General features: G+C 55.0%; 16 protein-coding genes and 1 pseudogene. 5 read left to right on the forward strand and 12 right to left on the reverse strand.

Features of this window, described 5'->3' with window-relative positions:
• Positions 1–8: 8 nt before the first annotated feature.
• Positions 9–2,528, reverse strand: a complete 2,520-nt coding sequence (locus CAGGBEG34_RS02460; protein ID WP_006682298.1) for a DNA internalization-related competence protein ComEC/Rec2 — start codon at positions 2,526–2,528, stop codon at positions 9–11.
• Positions 2,529–2,791: 263 nt separating this feature from the next.
• Between CAGGBEG34_RS02460 and CAGGBEG34_RS11575 the strand changes: the two are divergent.
• A pseudogene (locus tag CAGGBEG34_RS11575) lies at positions 2,792–2,911 on the forward strand (transposase); the annotation flags it as partial.
• Between the two features lie 273 nt (positions 2,912–3,184).
• On the opposite strand, the gene CAGGBEG34_RS02470 reads toward CAGGBEG34_RS11575, so the two are convergent.
• Positions 3,185–4,540 carry an SLC13 family permease gene (locus CAGGBEG34_RS02470; protein WP_238984937.1) on the reverse strand — a complete coding sequence of 452 codons (1,356 nt, stop codon included), beginning with the start codon at positions 4,538–4,540 and terminating at the stop codon, positions 3,185–3,187.
• 44 nt (positions 4,541–4,584) lie between these two features.
• On the reverse strand, positions 4,585–5,808 hold the full coding sequence (locus CAGGBEG34_RS02475; protein WP_006682301.1) for an aromatic ring-hydroxylating dioxygenase subunit alpha: 1,224 nt from the start codon (positions 5,806–5,808) through the stop codon (positions 4,585–4,587).
• On the opposite strand from CAGGBEG34_RS02475, the gene CAGGBEG34_RS11295 reads away from it, so the two are divergent.
• The gene (locus tag CAGGBEG34_RS11295) at positions 5,709–5,984 is read left to right on the forward strand and encodes a hypothetical protein (protein ID WP_203224831.1); all 276 of its coding nucleotides are present in this window, start codon (positions 5,709–5,711) and stop codon (positions 5,982–5,984) included. The genes CAGGBEG34_RS02475 and CAGGBEG34_RS11295 overlap by 100 nt on opposite strands.
• Positions 5,985–6,388: 404 nt before the next feature.
• On the opposite strand, the gene CAGGBEG34_RS10010 is transcribed toward CAGGBEG34_RS11295, so the two are convergent.
• The 9 genes from CAGGBEG34_RS10010 to CAGGBEG34_RS02515 form a co-directional block, all read right to left on the reverse strand.
• Positions 6,389–6,529, reverse strand: coding sequence for a transposase (locus CAGGBEG34_RS10010; RefSeq protein ID WP_203224825.1), 141 nt, complete (start codon positions 6,527–6,529; stop codon positions 6,389–6,391).
• Positions 6,530–6,579: 50 nt separating this feature from the next.
• Entirely contained in the window at positions 6,580–7,731 is a 1,152-nt protein-coding gene (locus CAGGBEG34_RS02485) for an MFS transporter (protein ID WP_006682302.1), read from the reverse strand.
• A gap of 7 nt (positions 7,732–7,738) precedes the next feature.
• Positions 7,739–8,932: a citrate/2-methylcitrate synthase gene (locus CAGGBEG34_RS02490; protein WP_203224826.1), complete on the reverse strand. Its 1,194-nt coding sequence runs from the start codon at positions 8,930–8,932 to the stop codon at positions 7,739–7,741.
• An 11-nt stretch (positions 8,933–8,943) separates the two neighbouring features.
• Positions 8,944–9,390, reverse strand: a complete 447-nt coding sequence (locus CAGGBEG34_RS12300; protein ID WP_275226116.1) for an isocitrate lyase/phosphoenolpyruvate mutase family protein — start codon at positions 9,388–9,390, stop codon at positions 8,944–8,946.
• A gap of 26 nt (positions 9,391–9,416) precedes the next feature.
• Positions 9,417–9,881: an isocitrate lyase/phosphoenolpyruvate mutase family protein gene (locus tag CAGGBEG34_RS12305; RefSeq protein WP_275226117.1), complete on the reverse strand. Its 465-nt coding sequence runs from the start codon at positions 9,879–9,881 to the stop codon at positions 9,417–9,419.
• A 163-nt stretch (positions 9,882–10,044) separates the two neighbouring features.
• Positions 10,045–10,284, reverse strand: coding sequence for a transposase (locus tag CAGGBEG34_RS11300; protein WP_203224827.1), 240 nt, complete (start codon positions 10,282–10,284; stop codon positions 10,045–10,047).
• A 557-nt stretch (positions 10,285–10,841) separates the two neighbouring features.
• Positions 10,842–12,221, reverse strand: coding sequence for an alpha,alpha-trehalose-phosphate synthase (UDP-forming) (gene otsA, locus CAGGBEG34_RS02505; RefSeq protein WP_006682304.1), 1,380 nt, complete (start codon positions 12,219–12,221; stop codon positions 10,842–10,844).
• Positions 12,222–12,357: 136 nt separating this feature from the next.
• Complete coding sequence (locus tag CAGGBEG34_RS02510; RefSeq protein ID WP_006682305.1) at positions 12,358–13,647, reverse strand: ABC transporter ATP-binding protein; 1,290 nt, start codon at positions 13,645–13,647, stop codon at positions 12,358–12,360.
• A 218-nt stretch (positions 13,648–13,865) separates the two neighbouring features.
• Positions 13,866–15,638, reverse strand: coding sequence for an ABC transporter permease (locus tag CAGGBEG34_RS02515; protein ID WP_006682306.1), 1,773 nt, complete (start codon positions 15,636–15,638; stop codon positions 13,866–13,868).
• Between the two features lie 294 nt (positions 15,639–15,932).
• Between CAGGBEG34_RS02515 and CAGGBEG34_RS02520 the strand changes: the two genes are divergently transcribed.
• The 3 genes from CAGGBEG34_RS02520 to CAGGBEG34_RS02530 all read left to right on the forward strand — a co-directional run bounded on the left by CAGGBEG34_RS02520 (position 15,933) and on the right by CAGGBEG34_RS02530 (position 21,298).
• The gene (locus CAGGBEG34_RS02520; protein WP_006682307.1) at positions 15,933–18,782 is read left to right on the forward strand and encodes a 2-oxoglutarate dehydrogenase E1 component; all 2,850 of its coding nucleotides are present in this window, start codon (positions 15,933–15,935) and stop codon (positions 18,780–18,782) included.
• A gap of 120 nt (positions 18,783–18,902) precedes the next feature.
• Complete coding sequence (odhB, locus tag CAGGBEG34_RS02525; protein ID WP_006682308.1) at positions 18,903–20,321, forward strand: 2-oxoglutarate dehydrogenase complex dihydrolipoyllysine-residue succinyltransferase; 1,419 nt, start codon at positions 18,903–18,905, stop codon at positions 20,319–20,321.
• Between the two features lie 53 nt (positions 20,322–20,374).
• On the forward strand, positions 20,375–21,298 hold the full coding sequence (locus CAGGBEG34_RS02530; RefSeq protein ID WP_006682309.1) for a DNA-methyltransferase: 924 nt from the start codon (positions 20,375–20,377) through the stop codon (positions 21,296–21,298).
• Positions 21,299–21,330: the final 32 nt, after the last annotated feature.

Raw genomic sequence — 21,330 nt, forward strand, 5'->3', positions numbered from 1 at the left:
ATACAATCTTAATGCCCCATCCAGTACCGCCGGTGCATCACACGATAACGTTCAACCACAAGCGTATGCCCAAAACTTTCAACCTGCACCGCGCCGTCACGGTCGCTGCGATACGACAAAATGCCATGCGCCGCGTAGCGCGCCGCAACGCTCGGATGTGGATGATGGAACGGATTCCGGTAGCCGACCTGAAACACGACGGCGCGGGGATGGACGGCGTCGAGAAAGCGCTCGGTCGATGAAGTCCGGCTGCCGTGATGCGGCGCGATCAATAGCGTTGCCGAAAGCGCTGCGCCATAGCGTTCAACCAGCGCGCGCTCGGTGCGCGCATCGATGTCCGCGGTCAGGAGCGCGGCGTGACGGCGGTTGGAAATCCGCAGCACGCAGCTTTGCGCGTTTGTGTTCACGGGCGTTGAATCCGATGCGCGCGCGGCCATGTCCGGCCATAACAGTTCAAAACTCACTTGATCCCATTGCCAGCGCTCGCCCGCGCGGCATCGTTGCACATCGCGGATGCCCGCAGTGCGGGCCATGCGCCAGAGCGGATGCGCGGAAGGCAAGGACGCGCGCAGCCGCGCGACCGGTACGGCTTCGACCGTGGCGCGCGCGCCGCCCGCATGATCGGCGTCGGCATGACTGAGGACGAGCGCGTCGAGCCGGCGAATGCCGTGCGCGCGCAAAAAGGGGAGCACGATGCGCTGGCCGGCATCGGATTGCGCGCTATAGCGCGGTCCGGCGTCAAACAGCAGCCGGTGATGCGCGGTTTCGATCAATAGCGCGCTGCCTTGACCGACATCCAGGGCCGTGAGCCGGAACTGACCGGCGGAGCGCACCGCGCGCGGCGGAAGGAAAAGCGGCGCAAACAGGATAAATGCCGTCCAGCGCGCCGGCCCGCCGCGCGGCATCAGCATAATGGCAAGACCGGCGGCAGCGCATCCAAGCGCGAGCGAATTCGGCGCGGGCAGCGGCAGTAGCGCCCAAGAGGGCGCGGTCAAAATATCCAGAATCCGGATCAGCCCGGAAAGCAGCGCGTGCGCGGCGCGGAAAGCGTATGCATCGATTGGCGCGGGCAGTATGGCACCAATGAGCGCCAGCGGCGTGATTAGAAAGCTGAACCACGGAATCGCGCATAGATTCGCGAGCGGACTGATCAGCGAGATTTGCGAGAACCAGATCGCGATGAAGGGAATCATTCCGATGGATACCGCGCTCTGGATGCGAATGCTGTGAACAATTTTCAGTCTTGCCGCACGGAGGGCGCGCGTCAAGCGTTTGCGCGCGCTGTGCGCCGTTCCGGCTGCGAAAGGGGGGAAAGGGGGGGAAGGGGATGCGCGATGCGCAGCGCCGCTTTGCGCGCGCACCGCGGCCAGAATAATGGCAACCGCGCTGAATGAGAGCCAGAAGCCGGCGGAAGTCACGGCCCAGGGGTCGATGCAGACCACCGCGGCAAGCGCCCAGGCGAGTACAACTGAGGAGGCAGCGCCGCGTCCAAGGACGAGTGCGAGTGCAACCACCGTCAGCATCACACAGGCGCGCTGCGCCGGAATGCCAAAGCCGGCGAGCGCGGCATATAGCATGCCCGCGCTTGCGCCTGCAAGCGCCTGAATGCGCGGCGTTGCGAGCCATAAAGGGCCTGCGCGTCCGAATAGACGCATGCGCCGCCAGACGCCGCCCGCCAGCCATGCGGCCAGCCCGGCGACCAGTGAAATATGAAGTCCTGAAATCGCCACCAAATGGTTGGTGCCGGTGCGCGTAAAGCGCTGCCAATCGTCTGCGGAGATCGCGCTCTGGAGGCCGGTGGCCAATGCAATCACAATGCCGGCATGCGGAGCGCCAGACAATACGGCTTTAATGTGTCGCTGCTCTGCGTCCCGCCAGCGTGCCAGAAAGATCGCCAGGCCGTGCGCGTTGTGCGTTTCATGCCTCGGCGCAGGATAAGCGCGCACTGTGCCAACCGCGCGCAGATTGCGTTCGAGCATCATGGCTTCAAAGTCCGCGCCGTGCGGGTTCGCGCTGCCGTGCGGACGTTTGAGCCGTATCGTAAGCTGCCAGCGTTCTCCGGCGCGTAATCGCGGCAGCGGCGTGTCGTCACGCGCGTACCAGTTGAGCTGAACGAAGCGCGGCATGGATTGAACCGCGATGCCTTGATCTGCGAAGCGTTCGATTTCAAATACAAAACGCGCATGGCGGGCGTCGATAATTGGAACGCCGCGAATAATGCCAGTCACACACAGATCGCGGCCTTCCAGCGTGTGTGGCAAAAAACGCGCCAAGCGAAGATGGGCGCGCCAGGCGGCTCCGCTATAACCCGCTAAACATGCGGCAACTAGAATCAGTAGATAGACCGCGCAGCGGCGCAGCAGAATAGATCGGGAGCGGGCGCAACGCGGGATGCGTTGCGCGGTGAATGCAGCGGCTGCGGCCGCGCACGCCATGTATCCGGCGATGCCGGGGGTTGAAGGCAAGGCGGCGCGCTGCTGCAGGCTCCATACGCCGAACGCGAATCCGCACAATACGGTTCTGATCATGGCGAAACGCCTGAAAGACCCGATTATGCGGCCAACGGCTGAAGTCGGGGCAATCTGTCCTTTAAGGGTTAGCCATCAGGAGAAGAAGAAACAATGGCGCCAGCAAAGAAACGATTGACCTGCCCCCGCTAACCGTACCCAAAAGCAGTTAGACAAGTCCGTCAGAAAATAAAAATGGAGCAGATGACGGCTAATGAAACAGAATAGATTGCAGAAAAGCCAATCATCGGATATCTGAAGCAAGTTTTTCGGTTAAAGAGTGATGCCGGCGAGTCGGGTTTTCAGACACGGTGTTTTGTCAACGGCGAGCCAGATACGGCGGTATGGAGGCCACAGAGGCCAAACGGCTCAAAGCGCTTGAAACAGAGAATGTCAAACTGAAGAACGATGATCGGAATCCGCCAGTACCCGATTCAAAAAACGCCGCATTAAGCGCGGCCATAATCGATATCGCTCAACCCCGCCGACGGTTTGGCGATAGGCATCTCAGTGATTGCTGCGTCCTGCCTTCTCCAAGGTGAATCACAAGCGTATCTATCAGTCTATCGCGTCGCCCAGCGGGCTGTGAAGAAACGTAGAAATGGCTGAACCATGGTCGGATTTCTTAACTCATCAATGACGCGGCTCATAGGGAAAAAGGTCAGGGGTAATGTTCATTAGAGGAACCCAATCATATGCCACCACAGAGCGTTGATCGGAACAACTAGGACGATTCCCAATATTGCAGTGCCGAGGCAATACTTGATTGAGGCGCTTCTATCGATCTGAGCAAGTTCATTGCCGAATATGATCGGCGGTGACTGGTATGGAAGGAAAGTTGTCGAGTATCCCATCACTTGTGAGAGCATACCCATCTTCAACAGGGCGCCTTGTTCCACCATGCGCGCCGCCAGAGGGATAAACAGCGCTGGCGCTGCGTTCGAAGTTACAAGAAGACACAGACAAACCGAACTGGCAATCAGCATGGCGTAAGTGAGCGCTGGGTTTCCCATCAGCGTCGCACTCCCAAGCAAGCTCAGTAGCTGCATGTCAAGATGTTGAACAAGCGCAGTCAAACCGATGATCGCTGCGATGAACCAAAGTAGATCCATTTTTAAAATATGCGTAAAACGAGTCAGTTGCTCTGCTGGAGAAGTTAGGAAATATACGAGCGTGAAACCGAGACCAATCCACCCCGGCGCGATATGATGGATCGAATCGGCAAACCAGAAGATAAGTGTGATCGACAGAAGGACAATCACATATGCTTCGCGCCCCGAGATGCGCGTATAGGCACCAAGACGGACGGTTTCGTGCACTGAGTCGCTGAACAACTTATACGATACGGTAATTAATATTGCGCCACGCACGATTACGCCAGCAGGCAGGAAGTAAAGCAGGTACTCAGAAAAGGTCAGATGAATCCCCTGTGACTGTTCAAGGATCCCAGTCATAATGACGTTGGGCAGATTCGCCGGAAGTACCGCTGCAGCAAGCTCATATGAACCCACTATAACGAGCATTAGGATACCGCGTCGTCCATTGCTATGCTCGGCAAGATGCACGGCATCGCAATAGCCGAGCGCGATAGGAACGAGGATGGCGATGCGGCTGAATGTAGACGGCATGACAAGCGATAACAGAAACGTCAGGATCGCAAATGCCGTAAGCGCTTTGAGATATGAACCCCCAATCCATTGCGCGAGCGCTATCCCAATCCGGTCGCTTAAACCGCTTTCCTTGAGCGCGAAGCCAATAGCGGAACCGCTAAATACAAGCCAGAATGCACTCGATGCGAAGCCGGAGAATATTTGCGCAGTCGGTACGGGCGTTAGAAGCGTCGACAGAAAAAAAAACAGCAACGATACAAGGAGTCCAGGTATGACTGCCGTTGCCCACAACAGGATGCATGAAAATACAATCGCAATAATCCGTGCGTTTGCTGCCGACATCTTGCCACCCATCACCAGAAGCAGGATCGCAGACAAACCTGCCACGAGTAATATCAGCGTGGCGAGATTTTTTTTCTCCAACCTCGTTTCTCTCTGTCTGATAACAGGCCACTCTGTGCCAGTCATCAGCGCATTACGGACGAGCTTGCGGGAATTTCATACTCCTTATGTGTATCGTCAAAGATGTCCTTGAACTCGCGCGTCTGGTGAAAAGTCGGATCTGGCTGGCAACTCATCGGAAGATAGCCCCCCATCCATTGCCTCAGATCGGTCATTTCCGGTTCCGCGCCATATACGTTCGCGATAGGCCGCCCACCCGCCTGAACGACTTTGATCTGTTCCAGAAGCATCTGGCGGAGCATGACAACGCCTCGATCCGATACGCCAAGATTTTCTTTGGAGCGGTCTAGAATTAGCCCCTGCGTTTCGACAGCCATCGCGTCCTGGCTCATGAACGTATCCATCAGATAGCGGTCAGTTTCGTCTTTGCGCTTCGGCTGTTGCACGATCTTTGGCTCTTCGTTTGCCAGCATAGGTTTGCCATCGGTCGATGGCGTGAAGGATACCCACACGATACGTGTTGTCGTATCGTCGATTGGCACCCGCCAATGCATTTCTGTCATGATGCGCAGCATGTTCGGGAAGACCATCAGGTTACCCCAGCCACGCCCCATTTCCTCGTATTCCCAACTCTTGACAATCCCCCAATCAAACCGCTGAAATCCGAAGCGCTTAAACGGCTTACCAAAACCTGATCCGTCATTCAAGCCAAGCTGCTCGAAATACTTCGAGTGCAGGTAGTACGTATGGGTGACGTCCACCGCGTTTTCTTGCATCTGTAACCAGTTGCACGCTAGGTCGTCCTGCACTTCGAAGTGCCGCACGCCATCCTGACGGATCAAGATGTCCCAATTCGGAAATGCTGGCTGATCCACGGCAGGACCAAGATAAGCAAAAATGAGGCCGCCGCATTCGTGCGTCGGGTAACTCTCGATCATTTTCTTACAGATGCGATTCGCCTTTTCAGATTCGAAGGGCCGCTCGATACATTCACCCGCCTGGTTATAAAGCCAGCCGTGGTAAGCACACCGTATGTTCGTTCCTTCGACAAATCCGTAAAGAAGCGATGCACCTCGATGGGGACAACGTTCCTGCACTAGCAACAGAGCTCCGCTTCCGATACGAGCTAGCACAAGATCTTCCCCAAGAATACGAACCCGCTTTGTTCGACCCAGCCCCGTCAATTCCGATGAATAGCCCACTGGATGCCAGTAACGGCGCAACAGGTTTCCGCACGGAGTATTGGGACCAACATGCGTTAGCAGGTCGTTCGTGGTTTGGTCAAGCATTTCATTTTCTTCCTCAGGTTCCCCTCTTGGGTTCAACGGATAGCGATTTTTTTCAATCCGGTCATTCGAAAGCGTTGCGGCTGGCTGAGGCGGACGTGCGTCCGATCAAAATGTCACCCTGTCTATTTTTCAGATTAAAAGCCATCCGTAAAAAAATCAACCTTTTTTCACCTTGACATTTTCACTCTGATGGGATAGGCACGGTTGTGCCAGCCACGATCTATAATCAAAGGATGGTGTAACGGCTCTCTTGCGCCGTGTTCCAGTTGCTGAAGTTGAGTGGACGGCGAGAGGTAGAGCGCAAGAGAGCCTGCTCCGCCGCGCGCTTTAACAGCGGACAAGAACAGAGGAAAGTATTCTTTGGATTGCCCCAAAAATGCGCCGACTCCGCATAGAACTTGAGTGTGAGTGAAATGGAAATGCCCTAATTTAACGTCAATTCGGGATAAGCGCGCTTGTTAAAAAGCCAGACGAGCAGCATTCAAATGCAAAGTGGGGTTTTTGAGGCTTCAGGGTATAAGCGGTCAATGCGCCTAAGATATTGGCCACAACATTCCAGACACTTCGATGCCGCGTATGCTCAATCTAGCTGATGTTTTTTTAGTTGATCATTGACCGATTCTATGAAGCCACATTTATATAACAACAGCTTGTCGACAAGCGGCATGCGCTTATTTTTCATGTTCTTTTTGATGCGTGTGATAAGTTGCAGCCCTTGCAAGGGCTGCTCGTTTGGCTTTCTGATGGGAGCTTATCCCGAACTGACGCTTCTTATTTCTTCAACTCGAAATAACAGGCAATGACACTGACGGCAATCATGGCCGCTGCACCAGTGTAGAGGATCAAATTGGAGCCGATTGGTAACAGTGCACCAGCGAGCATAGGCCCGATACCGGCGCCGAGGTCCCTCCATACGGTGCAGGCCGCTAAGGCCTCCACACGAGCGGGACCAGGATTTTGCATGGCAACGATAGGCGATACCATAGGAATCACGAGTGAGCGCAAAATCACAACGGCAACAGCGCTGATCCAAAGCCACTCCAACCCTATCCCCAACATGGCAATGGCGGCTGCAAACGACAGCCCCAGCAACTGATTTTCAGCCCCCCAACGACCCGCCATATACCCGCCCAGCGGGCTCAGTACAATGTCTGCCAAATATCGCAAGGCCATAACAGCGCCTGCCGCCAAGGCTGCATTCTCAGGCAGCGCCTGCGCGCTCAGTACTGAAAGGCTTGTGGTAAAAAATCCGTCTAAGGCCAAACCTTGCACAAAAGACCAGAGATGCAAGGGCTTAGGCCATCTGAATTTCTTGGGTGACTTTGGATAAGGGCCGACAGCTCCCGCAGGCAGTTGCAGCGCGAATAAAAGACCGAGTAGAGCAACCGCTGTTAATAGAAAAAACACAGCACGCGGCCCAAGCCATTGCGACAAAAAAGCGCCGCCCAATAAGCCTAGCAAGGGCCCAACTGCAACGATGGACTGGGAGCGTCCACTGCGGCGGCTGGCCCCCGCGGGCTCAGCTGTAATCAGCGCTTGACGGGAGATATTCAGGGCTGCGAACGATACTCCCCATAGCAGGCGCGCCATCAGCAAGCCCCAAAAACCCGCGAGCGTGGCATACCCCAGCGTGCAGAGGCTGGCAGCCGTTACAGCAAGCCCACAGGTTAGACGGCTGCCTTTTCGCATATACAACTTGGCTATCCAGCCATAACCTAAGAGCCTGATGAGCCGATTGGCGGCAAGTAAAAGGCCCGCTTGTGCCAGTGTGGCGCCGAAAACTGCGTGATGCATTGGCAACAGGAGATAAAGCACAGTATCTCCAGGCAATGCCATCGCTACTGCGATGGCTATGTTGCGCGAATGGAAGTCGGTGGATGAGTGTCGATGTGCGCCATAGCTGCGGTTCGCGCTAGCTGCCATACATCCCTTACCTATTTGTTTCGGCGCTTGGCACGGGGCGGTAGGGCAATCCCACATATTTCGCCTTGGGACGCAGCAGCCGGTTGTCCCGCCATTGCTCCAGGATGTGCGCGCTCCAGCCAATTACCCGGCTGCATGCAAACAAGGGGGTAAACAGGTCCTTCGGTATACCGAGATTGTATAGAATCGACGCGGAATAAAAGTCCACATTGGGCCAGATGTCCCGGCGCTTGCGCATCGCGGTATCTAATGCAAACAGGATATCCAGGATACGGCGATCGTTTTTGCGCGTAGCGAGTTCTTCGGCAATTCCACGCAGGATCACCGCCCGTGGATCTTCCGCTTTGCAGCCACGCTGCCCAAAGCCGTGTATTTTGCTTTTACGAGCCAGCACCTCCGCAACAAAATCGTCCGCCCGGCTAGGTTCTCCCACCTTTTCAGCATTCTCCAGAACACGCTCGTTTGCTCCCCCATGCAAAGCTCCGGAGAGCGTTCCTATGGCGGAGGTTATCGCGGCATAGGGATCAGAAAGCGTAGAGGCCGTAACGCGCGCTGAAAAGCAGGAAGCGTTAAGCTCGTGCTCCGCGTGGATAACAAGGAGTTTGTCCATGATGACAACGTCTTGCGCCTCAGGTTCAGGATTGCCGGTCAATTGAGAAAGCACCCTGTGCGCGTGAGGGGTGTCACGGCAAGGAAGCGGTGCTGGCTGACTTTTCCGATGCGCCTCAAACGCGCCTAGGATGAGGGGAAACTGTGCAACCAAACCTAAAGCGGCCTGGCGGCACTCATCTTCTGTAGGTAGCGTTTGACTTGTTTCGCAACCTAATACCGAGACGGCGGTTCGCAACACCGCCATGGGTTCCGCTGACTGGGGTAAAAGTTCGATGATCTGGCGGAGCTGCTGCGGTAGCGTTGTGTAAAGTGCAAGCTGGTCTGCTGTAAGTACACGTTCCATTGCATTGGGAAGCTCCCCATAAAGCAGTAGGTGCACAACCTCCTCGAAACTCTTTAGCTGCACCAGTTCGGCGATGTCGTAGCCGCGATAGCGCAGTTTATGGGTGTCATTATCGATTTCGCAGATCGTTGTGTGGTCAATATAGACACCTGCTAGGCCGCGGTGGACTTGAACGTCATCCGTTATTTCACTTGCCGTTGTGGACATGCGATCATGCATCTTAAACTCCTCATCTAAAAAACGCACCGCTTATCGTGTCACTTATCAACCGCCGCAGGCCGACGCTCAGGGAGATATTTCCTTTCTGCGGCAGCCAGCTCGTTATAGCGTAACAGCCCAAACACCTCTTCAAGGCTTGCTACCTCGTGCTCGATACCGGCAATACTTTCTTCATGGAGAATCCGGTTGCACACTTTACGCATAGAGGCAACGGCTGCACGCAGGTTGTGATTTGCCCAAATCACTGTGGAAATTTGGGCTCGCCGATAGGCCTCGACCGGCGTTCGGTAATACTTAGTTGGCACAACAAGTACAGGGAGCTGCTGGCCCCAGGCCTCCGCAAAGCTCAGGACTTCGTCCGCATGGGACTGTCTTGAATGAATCAGGATGGCGTCTGCACCCGCGGCAGCATATGCGTGCGCGCGTTCCGAGGCTTCTGCTTGACCGTGACCTGCAATCAAGGCTTCGATACGGGCTACCAGCATGAAATTCGGATCGGGGACTGCATCCTTTATGCCTTTAGGCGGCCACAAAATTCGCAGGTATCCGCCAAGGGGTGCCTGTCACCGATGAACGAGTTCATCTTGGGAAAGCCCTTGTCTTCCAAACAGATTCCCGATGCGCCGCGCTGCCACAATTTATAAGCAAGGAGACGTGCATTATTGAAGTTTCCGAAGCCTGAATCGCCATCGACGAGAATCGGTGCACCGGTCAGGTCAGCTATTCTGTCGACGACGTCGACCACCTGGGTCCAGGACGCTTCATTGGCATCGCGAAAACCAAGGCTGGTGGATATTGAAAGTCCCGATGCCCACAAGCCTTTAAATCCAGCCTGAATCGCAATGGCTGCTGAGAGAGGATCGTGGCATTCCATTAAAAAGTACAGCTTCTCCGAGTAGATGATGTCTCGTAGATCTGGTAAAGATTCCCGGATGGCAGGGTGCGTAACTTGCATCTGAATATCGGTAGAAGTCATGATTACCCCCAAGCAAATGCTTATTCATGTTGCTGGCTCTATAACAAACCGAAAATTTCTCTGTTGAATGGCAGTAGACTTCTTTTAAGATAATGTCAGTGTGGGATAAGCTCCCCATCAGAAAGCCGATTTTTGGGTTGCAGAATATAAGCCGCCAATGCCCCTAGGATATTGGCTGCAAAATTCCAGAGCTTCGATGCCGTGTATGTTCGGTCTGGCTGATGTTTTTCAGCTGATCATCGACCGACTCGATGATGCCACGTTTGTATAACAGCAGCTTGTCGACAAGTGGCATGCGCTTATTTTTCATGTTCTTTTTGAGGCGTGTGAGAAGGTGCAACCCCCGCTCAAGCAGTGAATCAAAAAGCGGCTGTGATACGTACCCCTTATCTATGAAATACACACCTATCTCCTGTCGTGTAGAGCGTTGCATAAAGCAAAAAAGCGGGACGAGAACGGACTTCAGGAGTGCTACAAGCCGGTTGTAGCTGATGCGCCTTAGAAAATAAGGCAGCAAAAAATGCTGCACGAACTGGCAGTAGTAAGTCTTGAAATCCCGAACACTGCATCTGACGAAAGAGGATAAAAATCGTCATGATTTCGCTGGCCGTCATACAGCCTGGGCGCTTTCGCTTCTTGAGGCCCGTGCTTAACAGGTGCTGCTCCCATTGCGGCATGCATAGCTGGCACAAATCATCGACAAGACAGAAAAGTTCTTCTAAATTCTCGATCTCATAAGAATCTCCTCAAGTCCAAGGAACTTAAAAATTAAAGCGAGACTCACCTGACTGAACCAGTCGCGGTCATTATTAAACAAGGTGAGATAGATATCAACTATTCTGTTGAATGCACCAACGGACAAAAAAAGAAGAACGTCTGCCGCGCCATCCGAACGAGAAAAATCTGAGTTTTCAGAAAGATTGAAATACGGATGTAGGTATCTCGGTCCAAATCCCTTACTTAATGTGCGGCGGTGCGCTGCAAGTCCCGCAAAAATGCATTCAGCCAGACGGAGAGGTTTTTTGAATGGAGCGCCCGCATCATTGCGCAGTGACGCGCCTGTCGCTGTTCAAGCGGCATCGAGAGCGCCGCTTGAAGCGCTTCGGCCATTTGTGCGGAATCAAAGGGATTGACGAGCAGCGCGTCTGTCAATTCGTCGGCGGCCCCTGAAAATTGCGAGAGCACTAAAACGCCTGGGTCATGCGGGGCCTGCGCGGCGACGTATTCCTTGGCCACCAGATTCATGCCATCGCGCAACGGTGTGACGTAGCCAACGTGCGCCGCCCGGAAGAGCGCCATCAGGACATTGCGCTCGTATTTGCGGTTCAGATAGCGGATCGGTGTCCAGTCGAGCTGCGCAAAGCGGCCATTGATGCGCCCCGCCTCGCCTTCGAGCGCGCCACGGATGCGCTGATATGCCTGCACATCGGTGCGCGTCGGCGGCGCGATCTGCACAAAAGTGACTTTGCCGTGCAGTTCCGGCGCATTCTGCAGCAGCCGCTCGAACGCGAGAAAACGCTCAATCAATCCTTTTGAATAATCGAGCCGGTCCACGCTGATGATCAGTTTTCGATGCTGAAGGTAGACGCGCAAACTGGTCACCGGACGGCGGTGTGAGTAGCGTTGCGCGGCGTTTGCAATCGCATCGGGATATATGCCAATCGGATAAACGGCCGCTTTCAGCGCATGGCCATGTAAACGGACGACGCCGTTACGGTCGACTGTGCCTGGCGCGTACCGCGTAATGTAATCGGTGAACGCTTGTAGATCGGTGCGCGTCTGAAAACCGACCACATCGTACTGGCAGAGCGCTTCGATCAGCGCGGCGTGCGGCGGAATCGTGCGCAGAATCTCCGGCATCGGAAAAGGGATATGCAGAAAGAAACCGACTGGATGGCGACTGCCGGCGTTGCGCAACGCGGCGGCGAATGGGATGAGGTGGTAGTCGTGGACCCAGATCAGGTCATCGGGCTGAAGAAGGGGAATCAGCTGCCGCGCGAGCCAGTCGTTGACGCGCAGATAGCCCGCGTATTCCTGCCGGTCGTAGCGCGCGAGATCGTTTCGATAGTGAAAGGTCGGCCATAAGATAGCGTTTGAAAAGCCCCGATAATATTGGTCGTAATCTTTTCTGGATAAAGTGACCGTTGCATAAGTGATGTTGCCGCGCGCCTCCAGCTTCGCCGCTTTGGCTTCGGGGGCAGTGTCGCCGTTCCAACCGAACCAGAGGCCGCCTGTTTCCCTGAGCGCATCGAAGACGCCCACCGCAAGTCCGCCGGCTGCTGAACGCCCTTCTTGGGGCGGCGCAACGCGATTTGATACTACAATTAATCTACTATTCAATCTTTCTAATCTCCTAGGCGTTTCGCACCGCCGCGCTGGTCGGCGCAGCGCCCCTTGCCGTACTCATTGTACTGGCAGCAAAGGCGCGCCTTGCCAGCGCGGCGGTGCGAAACGCCTGTTCTAAAGAGCGAAACGCCTAATCTCCTTCGACGTCTTCCAGACTGAAGGTCTCCGTCTGGTCGTTATAGGAAAAAATCTCCGCATAACGGCCCCAGTTAATCACGGCATCGAGCGTTTGTTGCGCGGCGCTATCAGATAAAAAATCTTCCAGCTCCTGCGCAAAGCGCACGCGCGGCGCGCGATGGCCGGGCCGTTCGTTCAGCACGCGCCGGATGCTCGCCGCGAGCGGTACGTGCGCGAGCAAATGTTCAGCGAACAGTTGTTTGCGTTCCTGTGTGCCGTATTCGGCGAACTGTCTGGCGGAAGGCGTGAGCAGAATATCGCCCTCGCGCATGTGAGCAAAATTCAGGTGTTGCATCATTTCAGCCACCGGAAATAGATCATCGACCTCAAGATGCAGCGTGCGCGCAATTTCAGGCAGATCGGCTTTTCCATTGTAGGGCGGCGCTGCGAGCGTCTCAATCAGACCCGCCATTAGATTGGTCGACACGTCGGGCAGCCAGCTGCCGAGTGCAAGTGTTTTGCGCGTTGCGTCAATGCTTTCTCTTGTAATCATTTTGGCGTAAATATCGTCAACAAGACGTTTGAACGTCGGATCGAGCCGGTCGCGCGGATGCGCAAACGGCACGCGGATTTCAGCCATCACCCGTCCCGGATTCGAGGAGAGCACCAGAATACGGTGACACATAAAGACCGCTTCTTCAATATTGTGCGTGACGATGAGGATCGATTTGATCGGCAGCCGTCTTTCGTTCCACAGATCGAGCAGATCGGTGCGTAGTGTCTCGGCTGTCAGCACATCGAGCGCAGAAAATGGCTCGTCCATCAATAGCAAAGTTGGATTGACCACGAGCGCGCGCGCAAAGCCGACGCGCTGGCGCATCCCGCCGGACAGTTCGCGCGGGTAGGCGTTTTCAAAACCGTCCAGACCAATCAGATCGATGGCGGCCAGCGCGCGCCGGCGGCGTTCGCGCGCGCCAACGCCAAGCGCTTCAAGTCCGGCTTCAACGTTTTGCAACACAGTGAGCCACGGAAACAGCGCGAAGGTTTGAAACACCATCGCCACGCCCTGCGCCGGCCCCGATAAGGGTTTTCCAAGATATTCGACGGCGCCGCCGCTCGGCTCGATCAGGCCGGCGATGATGCGCAATAAGGTCGATTTTCCTGAACCAGAGCGCCCCAGCAGGCCGACAATTTCGCCTTCAGCAAGCCTCAGGTTGACATCGTCGAGGACGCGCAACTCGCCATACGTTCTCTTGAATCCGCGCTGTACACGCGTAACGCGCAGAATTTCTGACAAGCTCACGGTATTTCAGCCAGACGGCAAAAATCCCCAATGTCTGGGTCCGAATCAGTATCAAGGTCTGGCGCTTGTTGCGCTTTTTTGTCGAGGAGCGCTGTGTTTATAACGGATTCCGCCATCAGATATAAATCAAAATTTGTTAAAAAAGTATATAGCTTATCCTGGAATATTTTCCATTGAATTTGCTATCAGGCCTTATGTGGGGCGGGCTGAAAAAGGCTCTAATCCAGCCGCAGCCTGTTTTCCGCATAAAGATACAGCGGACGCCATAATAGGCGGTTAAACGCCGTCACAAATACAGACATCACGGCAATGCCGAGCATCATATGCGGCATATCGCCCGCGTCGGTCATTTCCGCGATATACGCGCCTAGGCCATGCGCGCTCAGTTTTGTATCGCCCCAGGAGACGGCTTCGGACACAATACTCGCGTTCCATGCGCCGCCGGACGCGGTCATCGCGCCGGTCACGTAATAGGGAAAAATACCCGGCAGCATGACTTTCTTCCACCATTGCCAGCCGCGAATATGCAGGCTCGCAGCCGCTTCCCGGTAATCATTCGGATAGGCGCTGGCGCCAGCAATCACATTAAATAGAATGTACCACTGCGTGCCGAGCACAATCAGCGGCGAGAGCCAAAGATCGGGATTAAGCTGGAATCGCACAATCGCGACGACAAAGAGTGGAAAAAGCAGATTCGCCGGAAATGCGGCCAGAAATTGCGCGAGCGGCTGTACTCTTTGCGCAAGCGCGGGCCTTAAACCGATCCACATGCCCACCGGCACCCAAATCACCGAGGCGAGAAGTATCAGCAGCAGCACGCGCGCGAGCGTGATCGCGCCCAGCGTCAACACGTACGCCGCCTCATTCCAGTCGATGTGAGCGCGAGCATAGACAAAGGCATGCCAGCCGAGAGCGGCGGTGACGGAAATCATCGCCAATATCCAGAGCGCATCGCCCGTTCTGGATATCCAGCGCTGCATCTGGATAGAACCGGCTGCTGGGAATCTGGACCATGCGGGCCTTTTTATGCCCCGGCCAATGGGACGGATGCGCATCCGCGCAATCCGCGCGAACAGGCGGCTGGCCGGAACGAGCGCGCGCCGAATCAGCCGCGTGCGCTGAATCAGATCAAGTAGCCAGGAGGAGGGCGCACTGCCTGTGTCCGTGTTTTCAAGCCGGAACTTGTCCGCCCACGCGACGAGCGGGCGGAATAAGCATTGATCATAGATCAGAATGACCGCGATCATCGTCACAATGACCCAGCCGACCGCCGCCAGATTGCGCGCCTCAATCGCCTGCGCCAGATAGGCGCCAATGCCCGGCAGCCGGAAGGTGTGATGTCCAACCGTCATCGCTTCGGAGGCGACAATAAAGAACCAGCCGCCCGACATCGACATCATCATGTTCCAGATGAGGCCCGGCATTGAGAACGGGACTTCCAGTTTCCAGAAACGCTGCCAGACGCTGAGCTGGAAGTTGCGCGAGACTTCAAGCAAATCGCGCGGCACCGTGCGCAGCGACTGGTAGAAGCTGAAGCTCATATTCCACGCCTGACTGGTGAAAATGGCGAAAATCGCCGCGCATTCGACGCCAAGGATGCGGCCGGGAAACAGGGCGATAAAAAAAGTCACCGTAAACGACAGATAACCCAGCACCGGTACGGACTGGGCAATATCGAGCAACGGCACGAGCACTTTTTCGGCGCGGCGGTTTTTGGCGGCCAGCGCGCTGTAGATGAACGTAAATAGAAGAGAGAGCGCCATCGCAGCAAGCATGCGTAGCGTTGTGCGCAGCGCATACTCGGGAAGACAGGCGGGGTTCAGCGAGACCGCTTGCGCTTCAAGCTCAGAGAGCGGCGCCATCGCCTGCTGAAAGCCGCTCGCCGTCAGCGCGGCAGCGCCCAGTATCAGCGGAAACGCGGCAAAGTCCCAGCGATTCGGCAAAATCCGCCGTACAAAAGCATGAGATCTGGGAAGGAATGCATCAAACATGAATTCAATCACTCTTTCATCGAACGCTAGGGTTTGTTCATGATCTTACTGCGCGCCCGTGAGTTTGCGTCGGGCGGCGCCTGGAATGCTCACATGTCATATTTTCCGCCGCGGATTTTCCTCCATCTTGCCAGGCCCGCCTGACGCAAGTTCAGGAAAAAGAAAATGTGAGCAGCATCACGCGATCATGCTATGCTGCATTTCTTGATCCGCATCCGCGCAATGGTCAGGCCATCGCGCGGAGGGTGATGAATCCGCTGCTTTTCGGAACACTCGTGGAATAGTAAGCGCAGGATGTTGAAACACTTTCAGTCAAACTCGTATTTATTCGGCGGTAATGCGGCGTATATTGAAGAACTGTACGAAACCTACCTCGACAATCCCGCCTCGGTGGCCGAGTATTGGCGCGATTATTTTGACGCTCTGCAAAATATCTATGCAGCGAATGGCGCTCGCGTCAACGATATCGCGCATGCGCCGATCATCGAATCCTTCGCGCAGCGCGCGAAACATCCTGCGCAGCCGGTGCGCGCCGGCGGGTTGGCAACCGCGCACAAACAGGTTCATGTTCAAACGCTGATTGGCGCCTACCGTATTCTGGGCGCGCGCTGGGCGAATCTCGATCCGCTCAGACTTCAGGAACGTCCGGCGATTCCCGATCTGGACCCCGCGTTTTACGGTTTAACCGAAGCGGATATGGAACAGAGCTTTCATGCAGCCAATCTGTATTTTGGCGTTGAGCAGGCCACGCTGCGTGAAATCATTCAGGCGCTGCGCGATACGTACTGCGGAACAATCGGCGCCGAATTTATGCACTTGACCGCGCCGGAACAAAGGCGCTGGTGGCAGGAAGGCCTTGAATCGATTCGCGCAACGCCGGATTTCTCAAGCGAGCGGCAGAAACGCATCCTTGAACAATTAACGGCTGCTGAAGGACTGGAACGCTATTTACATACCAAATTTGTCGGACAAAAGCGTTTTTCTCTGGAAGGCAGCGAGAGTTTTATCGTTGCGATGGATGCGCTCGTGCAACGCGCAGGCGCGATGGGGGTGCGGGAAATCGTGATTGGCATGGCGCACCGCGGCCGTTTGAATGTGCTGGTCAATACGCTCGGCAAAATGCCGGCCGATTTATTCGCCGAATTTGAAGGCAAGCCGGGCGGCGATTTGCCGTCTGGAGACGTGAAATACCACAAAGGTTTTTCCAGCGATGTCTCGATCGAAGGCGGGCCGGTGCATCTATCGCTGACATTCAATCCTTCACATCTTGAGATTGTTGATCCGGTGGTCGAAGGTTCGGTAAAAGCGCGGATGGTGCGCCGCGGTGATACCGATGGGCGGCAGGTGCTGCCGGTGCAGGTCCACGGCGACGCGGCGTTTGCCGCTCAGGGCGTGGTGATGGAGACGCTGAATCTTGCGCAGACGCGCGGCTACGGCACGCACGGCACGGTGCATCTGATCATCAATAATCAGATCGGCTTTACCACTTCCGATCCGCGCGATGCGCGCTCGACGCTCTACTGCTCGGATGTCGTCAAAATGATCGAAGCGCCGGTGCTGCACGTCAATGGCGATGATCCTGAAGCGGTGGTGTTCGCCGTGCAGTTGGCGGTGGATTTTCGCGCCGCTTTCCACAAGGATGTGGTGGTGGATATCATCTGTTTCCGCAGGCTCGGCCATAATGAACAGGATACGCCCGCGGTCACTCAACCCTTGATGTACAAAAAGATCGCGCAGCATCCTGGCGCGCGCGCGTTGTATGCGGAAAAACTGCGCGCGCAGAGCGTTATTCGCGCGGACGATGCAAATGAATACATGAAACGGTACCGCCAAGCGCTTGAGGAGGGGCGGCACACTAAAGATCTTGTATTGTCGAATTACAAAGGCCAGTATGCGATTGACTGGATGCCGTTCGTAAACCGCAAATGGATAGATGCCGCGGATACAGCAGTGCCGCTGGCTGAATTGAAACGTCTGGCTGAGCGCATTACAGCCATTCCCGAAAATTTCAAATTGCATCCGCTGGTTGCGCGGGTGATTCATGACCGTCAAGCGATGGGCCGCTTTGAGGCGCCGCTCGATTGGGGAATGGGCGAGCATTTGGCATTTGCATCGCTGGTCGCGTCGGGCTATGCGGTGCGGCTGACGGGCCAGGATACCGCGCGCGGCACCTTCACGCACCGGCATGCGGTTCTGCATGATCAGGATCGGGAGAGCTGGAACGGCGGCGCTTATATTCCATTGCAGAATGTCGCCGATCATCAGGCGCGTTTCGAGGTGATTGATTCGGTGCTCTCCGAAGAAGCGGTGCTCGCTTTCGAGTACGGCTATTCAACCGCCGATCCGAAGACGCTGGTCGTGTGGGAAGCGCAGTTCGGCGATTTTGCGAATGGCGCGCAGGTGGTCATCGATCAATTCATTTCATCCGGCGAAGTCAAGTGGGGCCGCGTGTCGGGCTTAACGATGCTGCTGCCGCACGGTTATGAAGGCCAGGGACCAGAGCATTCATCGGCGCGCATCGAGCGTTTCCTGCAACTGTGCGCCGATCACAATATGCAGGCGGTGCAACCGACTACGCCGGCGCAGATGTTCCATCTGCTGCGCCGGCAAATGATCCGCCTGCTTCGGAAACCTCTGGTTGTCTTCACGCCGAAGTCTCTGTTGCGCCATAAGGAAGCGGTAAGCCAATTGAGCGAACTGGCCGAAGCCGCATTCCAGACCGTGATTGGCGAGACGGATACCGCCGTCCATCCAAAAAAAGTCAAACGCATCCTGGTGTGCTCAGGCCGCGTGTACTATGACCTGATTGCGCATCGCCGCACCATCAAACGTCACGACATCGCCATTCTCCGGATCGAACAACTGTATCCGTTTCCGCATAAAGCCTTTGGCGCTGAACTAAAAAAATACGAGAACGCGACTGAAATTGTCTGGGTGCAGGATGAACCGCAAAATCAGGGCGCGTGGTTCTATATCGAACATCATTTATACGAGGGGATGAAGCCTGGCCAGAAACGGGCTTATAGCGGACGTCCAGCTTCCGCATCGCCCGCGGCCGGCTATTACGCGAAGCATCACGAGCAACAAAAAGCGCTCGTCGAAGGCGCGTTTGGACGTTTGAAAGGGTCCGTGCTTGTCAAGTAAAGCATTTTTTCAGTAAAAGTCTAATGAGCGCATTTTCAAATTGCGCTGCAACTGAGCCGCTTGCGCTCGCGCCAGTTGCCACACAATCTGAACGTGCTCTGGATATAAAGGCAGAAGTCAATGGCAATGGTAGATGTGAAGGTTCCGCAACTTTCTGAATCCGTTTCTGAAGCCACTTTGCTGCAGTGGAAGAAGAAGGCGGGCGATGCGGTTGCGGCGGACGAAATCGTCATCGAGATCGAAACGGATAAAGTGGTGCTCGAAGTCCCCGCGCCTGTGGCGGGCGTGATCAAAGATATTGTCCGGCAATCCGGCGATACAGTGACTGCGGACGAAGTGATGGCAACGATTGATACCGAAGCGCAGCCCGCCGCGCCGGCGGCGGAAGAAAAACCCGCCGAGATTGAACCGGCCAGCGCGAAATTGAGCGCCGCGCCGGAGAAACGCAGCACCCACACTCCGGCTGTGATGCCCGCAGCCGCAAAACTGATCGATGAAAAGGGCGTTGATACGTCCCAATTACAAGGCAGCGGACGCGGCGGACGGATGACCAAAGGGGATGTGCTAGAGCATTTTTCAGTCAATTTACCCAAGGAGCGAACGCGAAGACAGTATGGGGATCGATGCGGGCAGAGCAGGTCTCCATCGCGCAGCGATGGAGGCGACCCCGCAGCGATCCCGAATACACAGAACGGCGAAGCGACACAGGGAAAATCACTGAAAAATGCTCTAGCGGCTACGGAAGAAAGGACGAAAGCAGACATCGCTGCGCCCGCTGCCCCGCCATCTGCATTACCCGCTGTCAAAGCTCCGCTGGAGACAGATCAATGGAACACGGACCGCCCTGAGCAGCGCGTGCCGATGTCGCGTTTGCGCGCGCGCATTGCCGAGCGTTTGCTTGAATCGCAGCGCACGAATGCGATTCTGACCACCTTTAACGAAGTCAATATGCAGCCGGTCATCGATCTGCGCGCAAAATACAAAGAGAAATTTGAGAAGGCGCACGGCGTGCGCCTGGGGTTTATGTCTTTTTTCGTGAAGGCGGCGGTGTATGCGCTGAAAAAATACCCGATTGTCAATGCTTCTCTGGATGGCAGCGACATCATTTATCATGGCTATTTTGATATCGGCATTGCGGTCGGTTCGCCGCGCGGGCTGGTCGTGCCCATTCTGCGAGATGCCGATCAATTGAGCATTGCCGGGATTGAAAAGAAAATCGCCGAATTTGGCCAGAAAGCCAAGGATGGAAAACTGAGGCTGGAAGAATTAAGCGGGGGCACTTTTTCGATTTCAAACGGCGGCGTCTTCGGCTCAATGCTCTCGACACCGATTATCAATCCGCCGCAGTCCGCGATTTTGGGCGTGCACGCGACCAAAGAACGCGCCGTTGTCGAAAACGGCCACATTGTGATTCGTCCAATGAACTATCTGGCCCTTTCGTACGACCATCGTTTGATTGATGGCCGGGAAGCTGTACTTACCCTGGTTTCAATTAAAGAAGCGCTGGAGGAGCCGGCGCGCTTGTTGCTGAATGTGTGACCGCGCTTTGAGAGGGTTGTCTCACATTATCGCACCGTAGAGAAAAATGCAGAATGGAGAATGTTGATTGGTTAAATAGAGTGCATGTTGGCGACGCACGAGAAGTCATGGCGACATTTCCCAACAACTCGATAGACCTTAGTTTCTGGTCGCCGCCTTACTTTGTAGGCAAAAACTATGAATCACATTTGAACTTTCAGGACTGGAAAGACCTTCTTCGCGGGGTGATCTCTGAACATGCCAGAATCATGAAGGAGGGCGCGTTCATGGTCATCAACATAAACGATATTCTATGCTTTGCCGATCAGAATATGCCGCGCTTCATGGCAAATAATGTCAGTAATAAAAAAGTCAAAATTAGTCGTGAAGATATTCTAAAGGTAAAGCACGATTATCCTGATGCTGATAGGCGCACATTGGCCTCTATCGTTGGATGTAGTGAACAGACCATTCAGCGGCGTCTTGAACATAACAATGTGCGCGGCGGGAAATCATCTGCGGGCACAAAAGTATTGACGGTGGGAGGTTTGTTGCAGGAGTGGGCGGAAGCCGTTGGGTTGTATCTTTATGATCGCAGAATATGGCATAAAGATCCTTGTTGGGCGAATAGTCGTTGGCACAGCAATTCTTACAGGGCAGCCGATGAATTTGAGTATTTATATGTTTTTTGGAGAACGGGGATTGTCAAGGTTGATCGCGCGCGGTTGAAAAAAAACGAATGGGCCGAAAGGGGTTCACGGGCGGTGTGGAATATCCGATCAATTCAGCGTAATGGGCGGCATGAATGTGAATTTCCTGAAATGCTTGCTGAACGTGTCATTCGTCTGTTCACGGATAAAGACAATGTTATCCTAGACCCTTTTGTCGGTTCAGGAACAACGACCACTATTGCAAAGCGGTTAAATCGCAAATACGTTGGTATTGATCGCCTGAAGAAATATGCGCAACTTGCGGAAGAGCGAACAAATGCAGAATGAGATTGAAGAAGTCGAACAATCTTGTTTGCGCT

Source organism: Candidatus Glomeribacter gigasporarum BEG34 (genome assembly GCF_000227585.1).
GTDB lineage: Bacteria > Pseudomonadota > Gammaproteobacteria > Burkholderiales > Burkholderiaceae > Glomeribacter > Glomeribacter gigasporarum_B.

Coding starts and splice junctions, on each gene's coding strand:
- CAGGBEG34_RS02460 (WP_006682298.1), bottom strand. CDS start 2,528: ATGATCAGAACCGTATTGTGCGGATTCGCGTTCGGCGTATGGAGCCTG.
- CAGGBEG34_RS11295 (WP_203224831.1), top strand. CDS start 5,709: ATGAATAGCCCACTGGATGCCAGTAACGGCGCAACAGGTTTCCGCACG.
- CAGGBEG34_RS02475 (WP_006682301.1), bottom strand. CDS start 5,808: ATGCTTGACCAAACCACGAACGACCTGCTAACGCATGTTGGTCCCAAT.
- CAGGBEG34_RS02485 (WP_006682302.1), bottom strand. CDS start 7,731: ATGGCAGCTAGCGCGAACCGCAGCTATGGCGCACATCGACACTCATCC.
- CAGGBEG34_RS12300 (WP_275226116.1), bottom strand. CDS start 9,390: ATGCTGGTAGCCCGTATCGAAGCCTTGATTGCAGGTCACGGTCAAGCA.
- CAGGBEG34_RS12305 (WP_275226117.1), bottom strand. CDS start 9,881: ATGACTTCTACCGATATTCAGATGCAAGTTACGCACCCTGCCATCCGG.
- CAGGBEG34_RS02515 (WP_006682306.1), bottom strand. CDS start 15,638: ATGTTTGATGCATTCCTTCCCAGATCTCATGCTTTTGTACGGCGGATT.
- CAGGBEG34_RS02520 (WP_006682307.1), top strand. CDS start 15,933: ATGTTGAAACACTTTCAGTCAAACTCGTATTTATTCGGCGGTAATGCG.
- odhB (WP_006682308.1), top strand. CDS start 18,903: ATGGCAATGGTAGATGTGAAGGTTCCGCAACTTTCTGAATCCGTTTCT.
- CAGGBEG34_RS02530 (WP_006682309.1), top strand. CDS start 20,375: ATGGAGAATGTTGATTGGTTAAATAGAGTGCATGTTGGCGACGCACGA.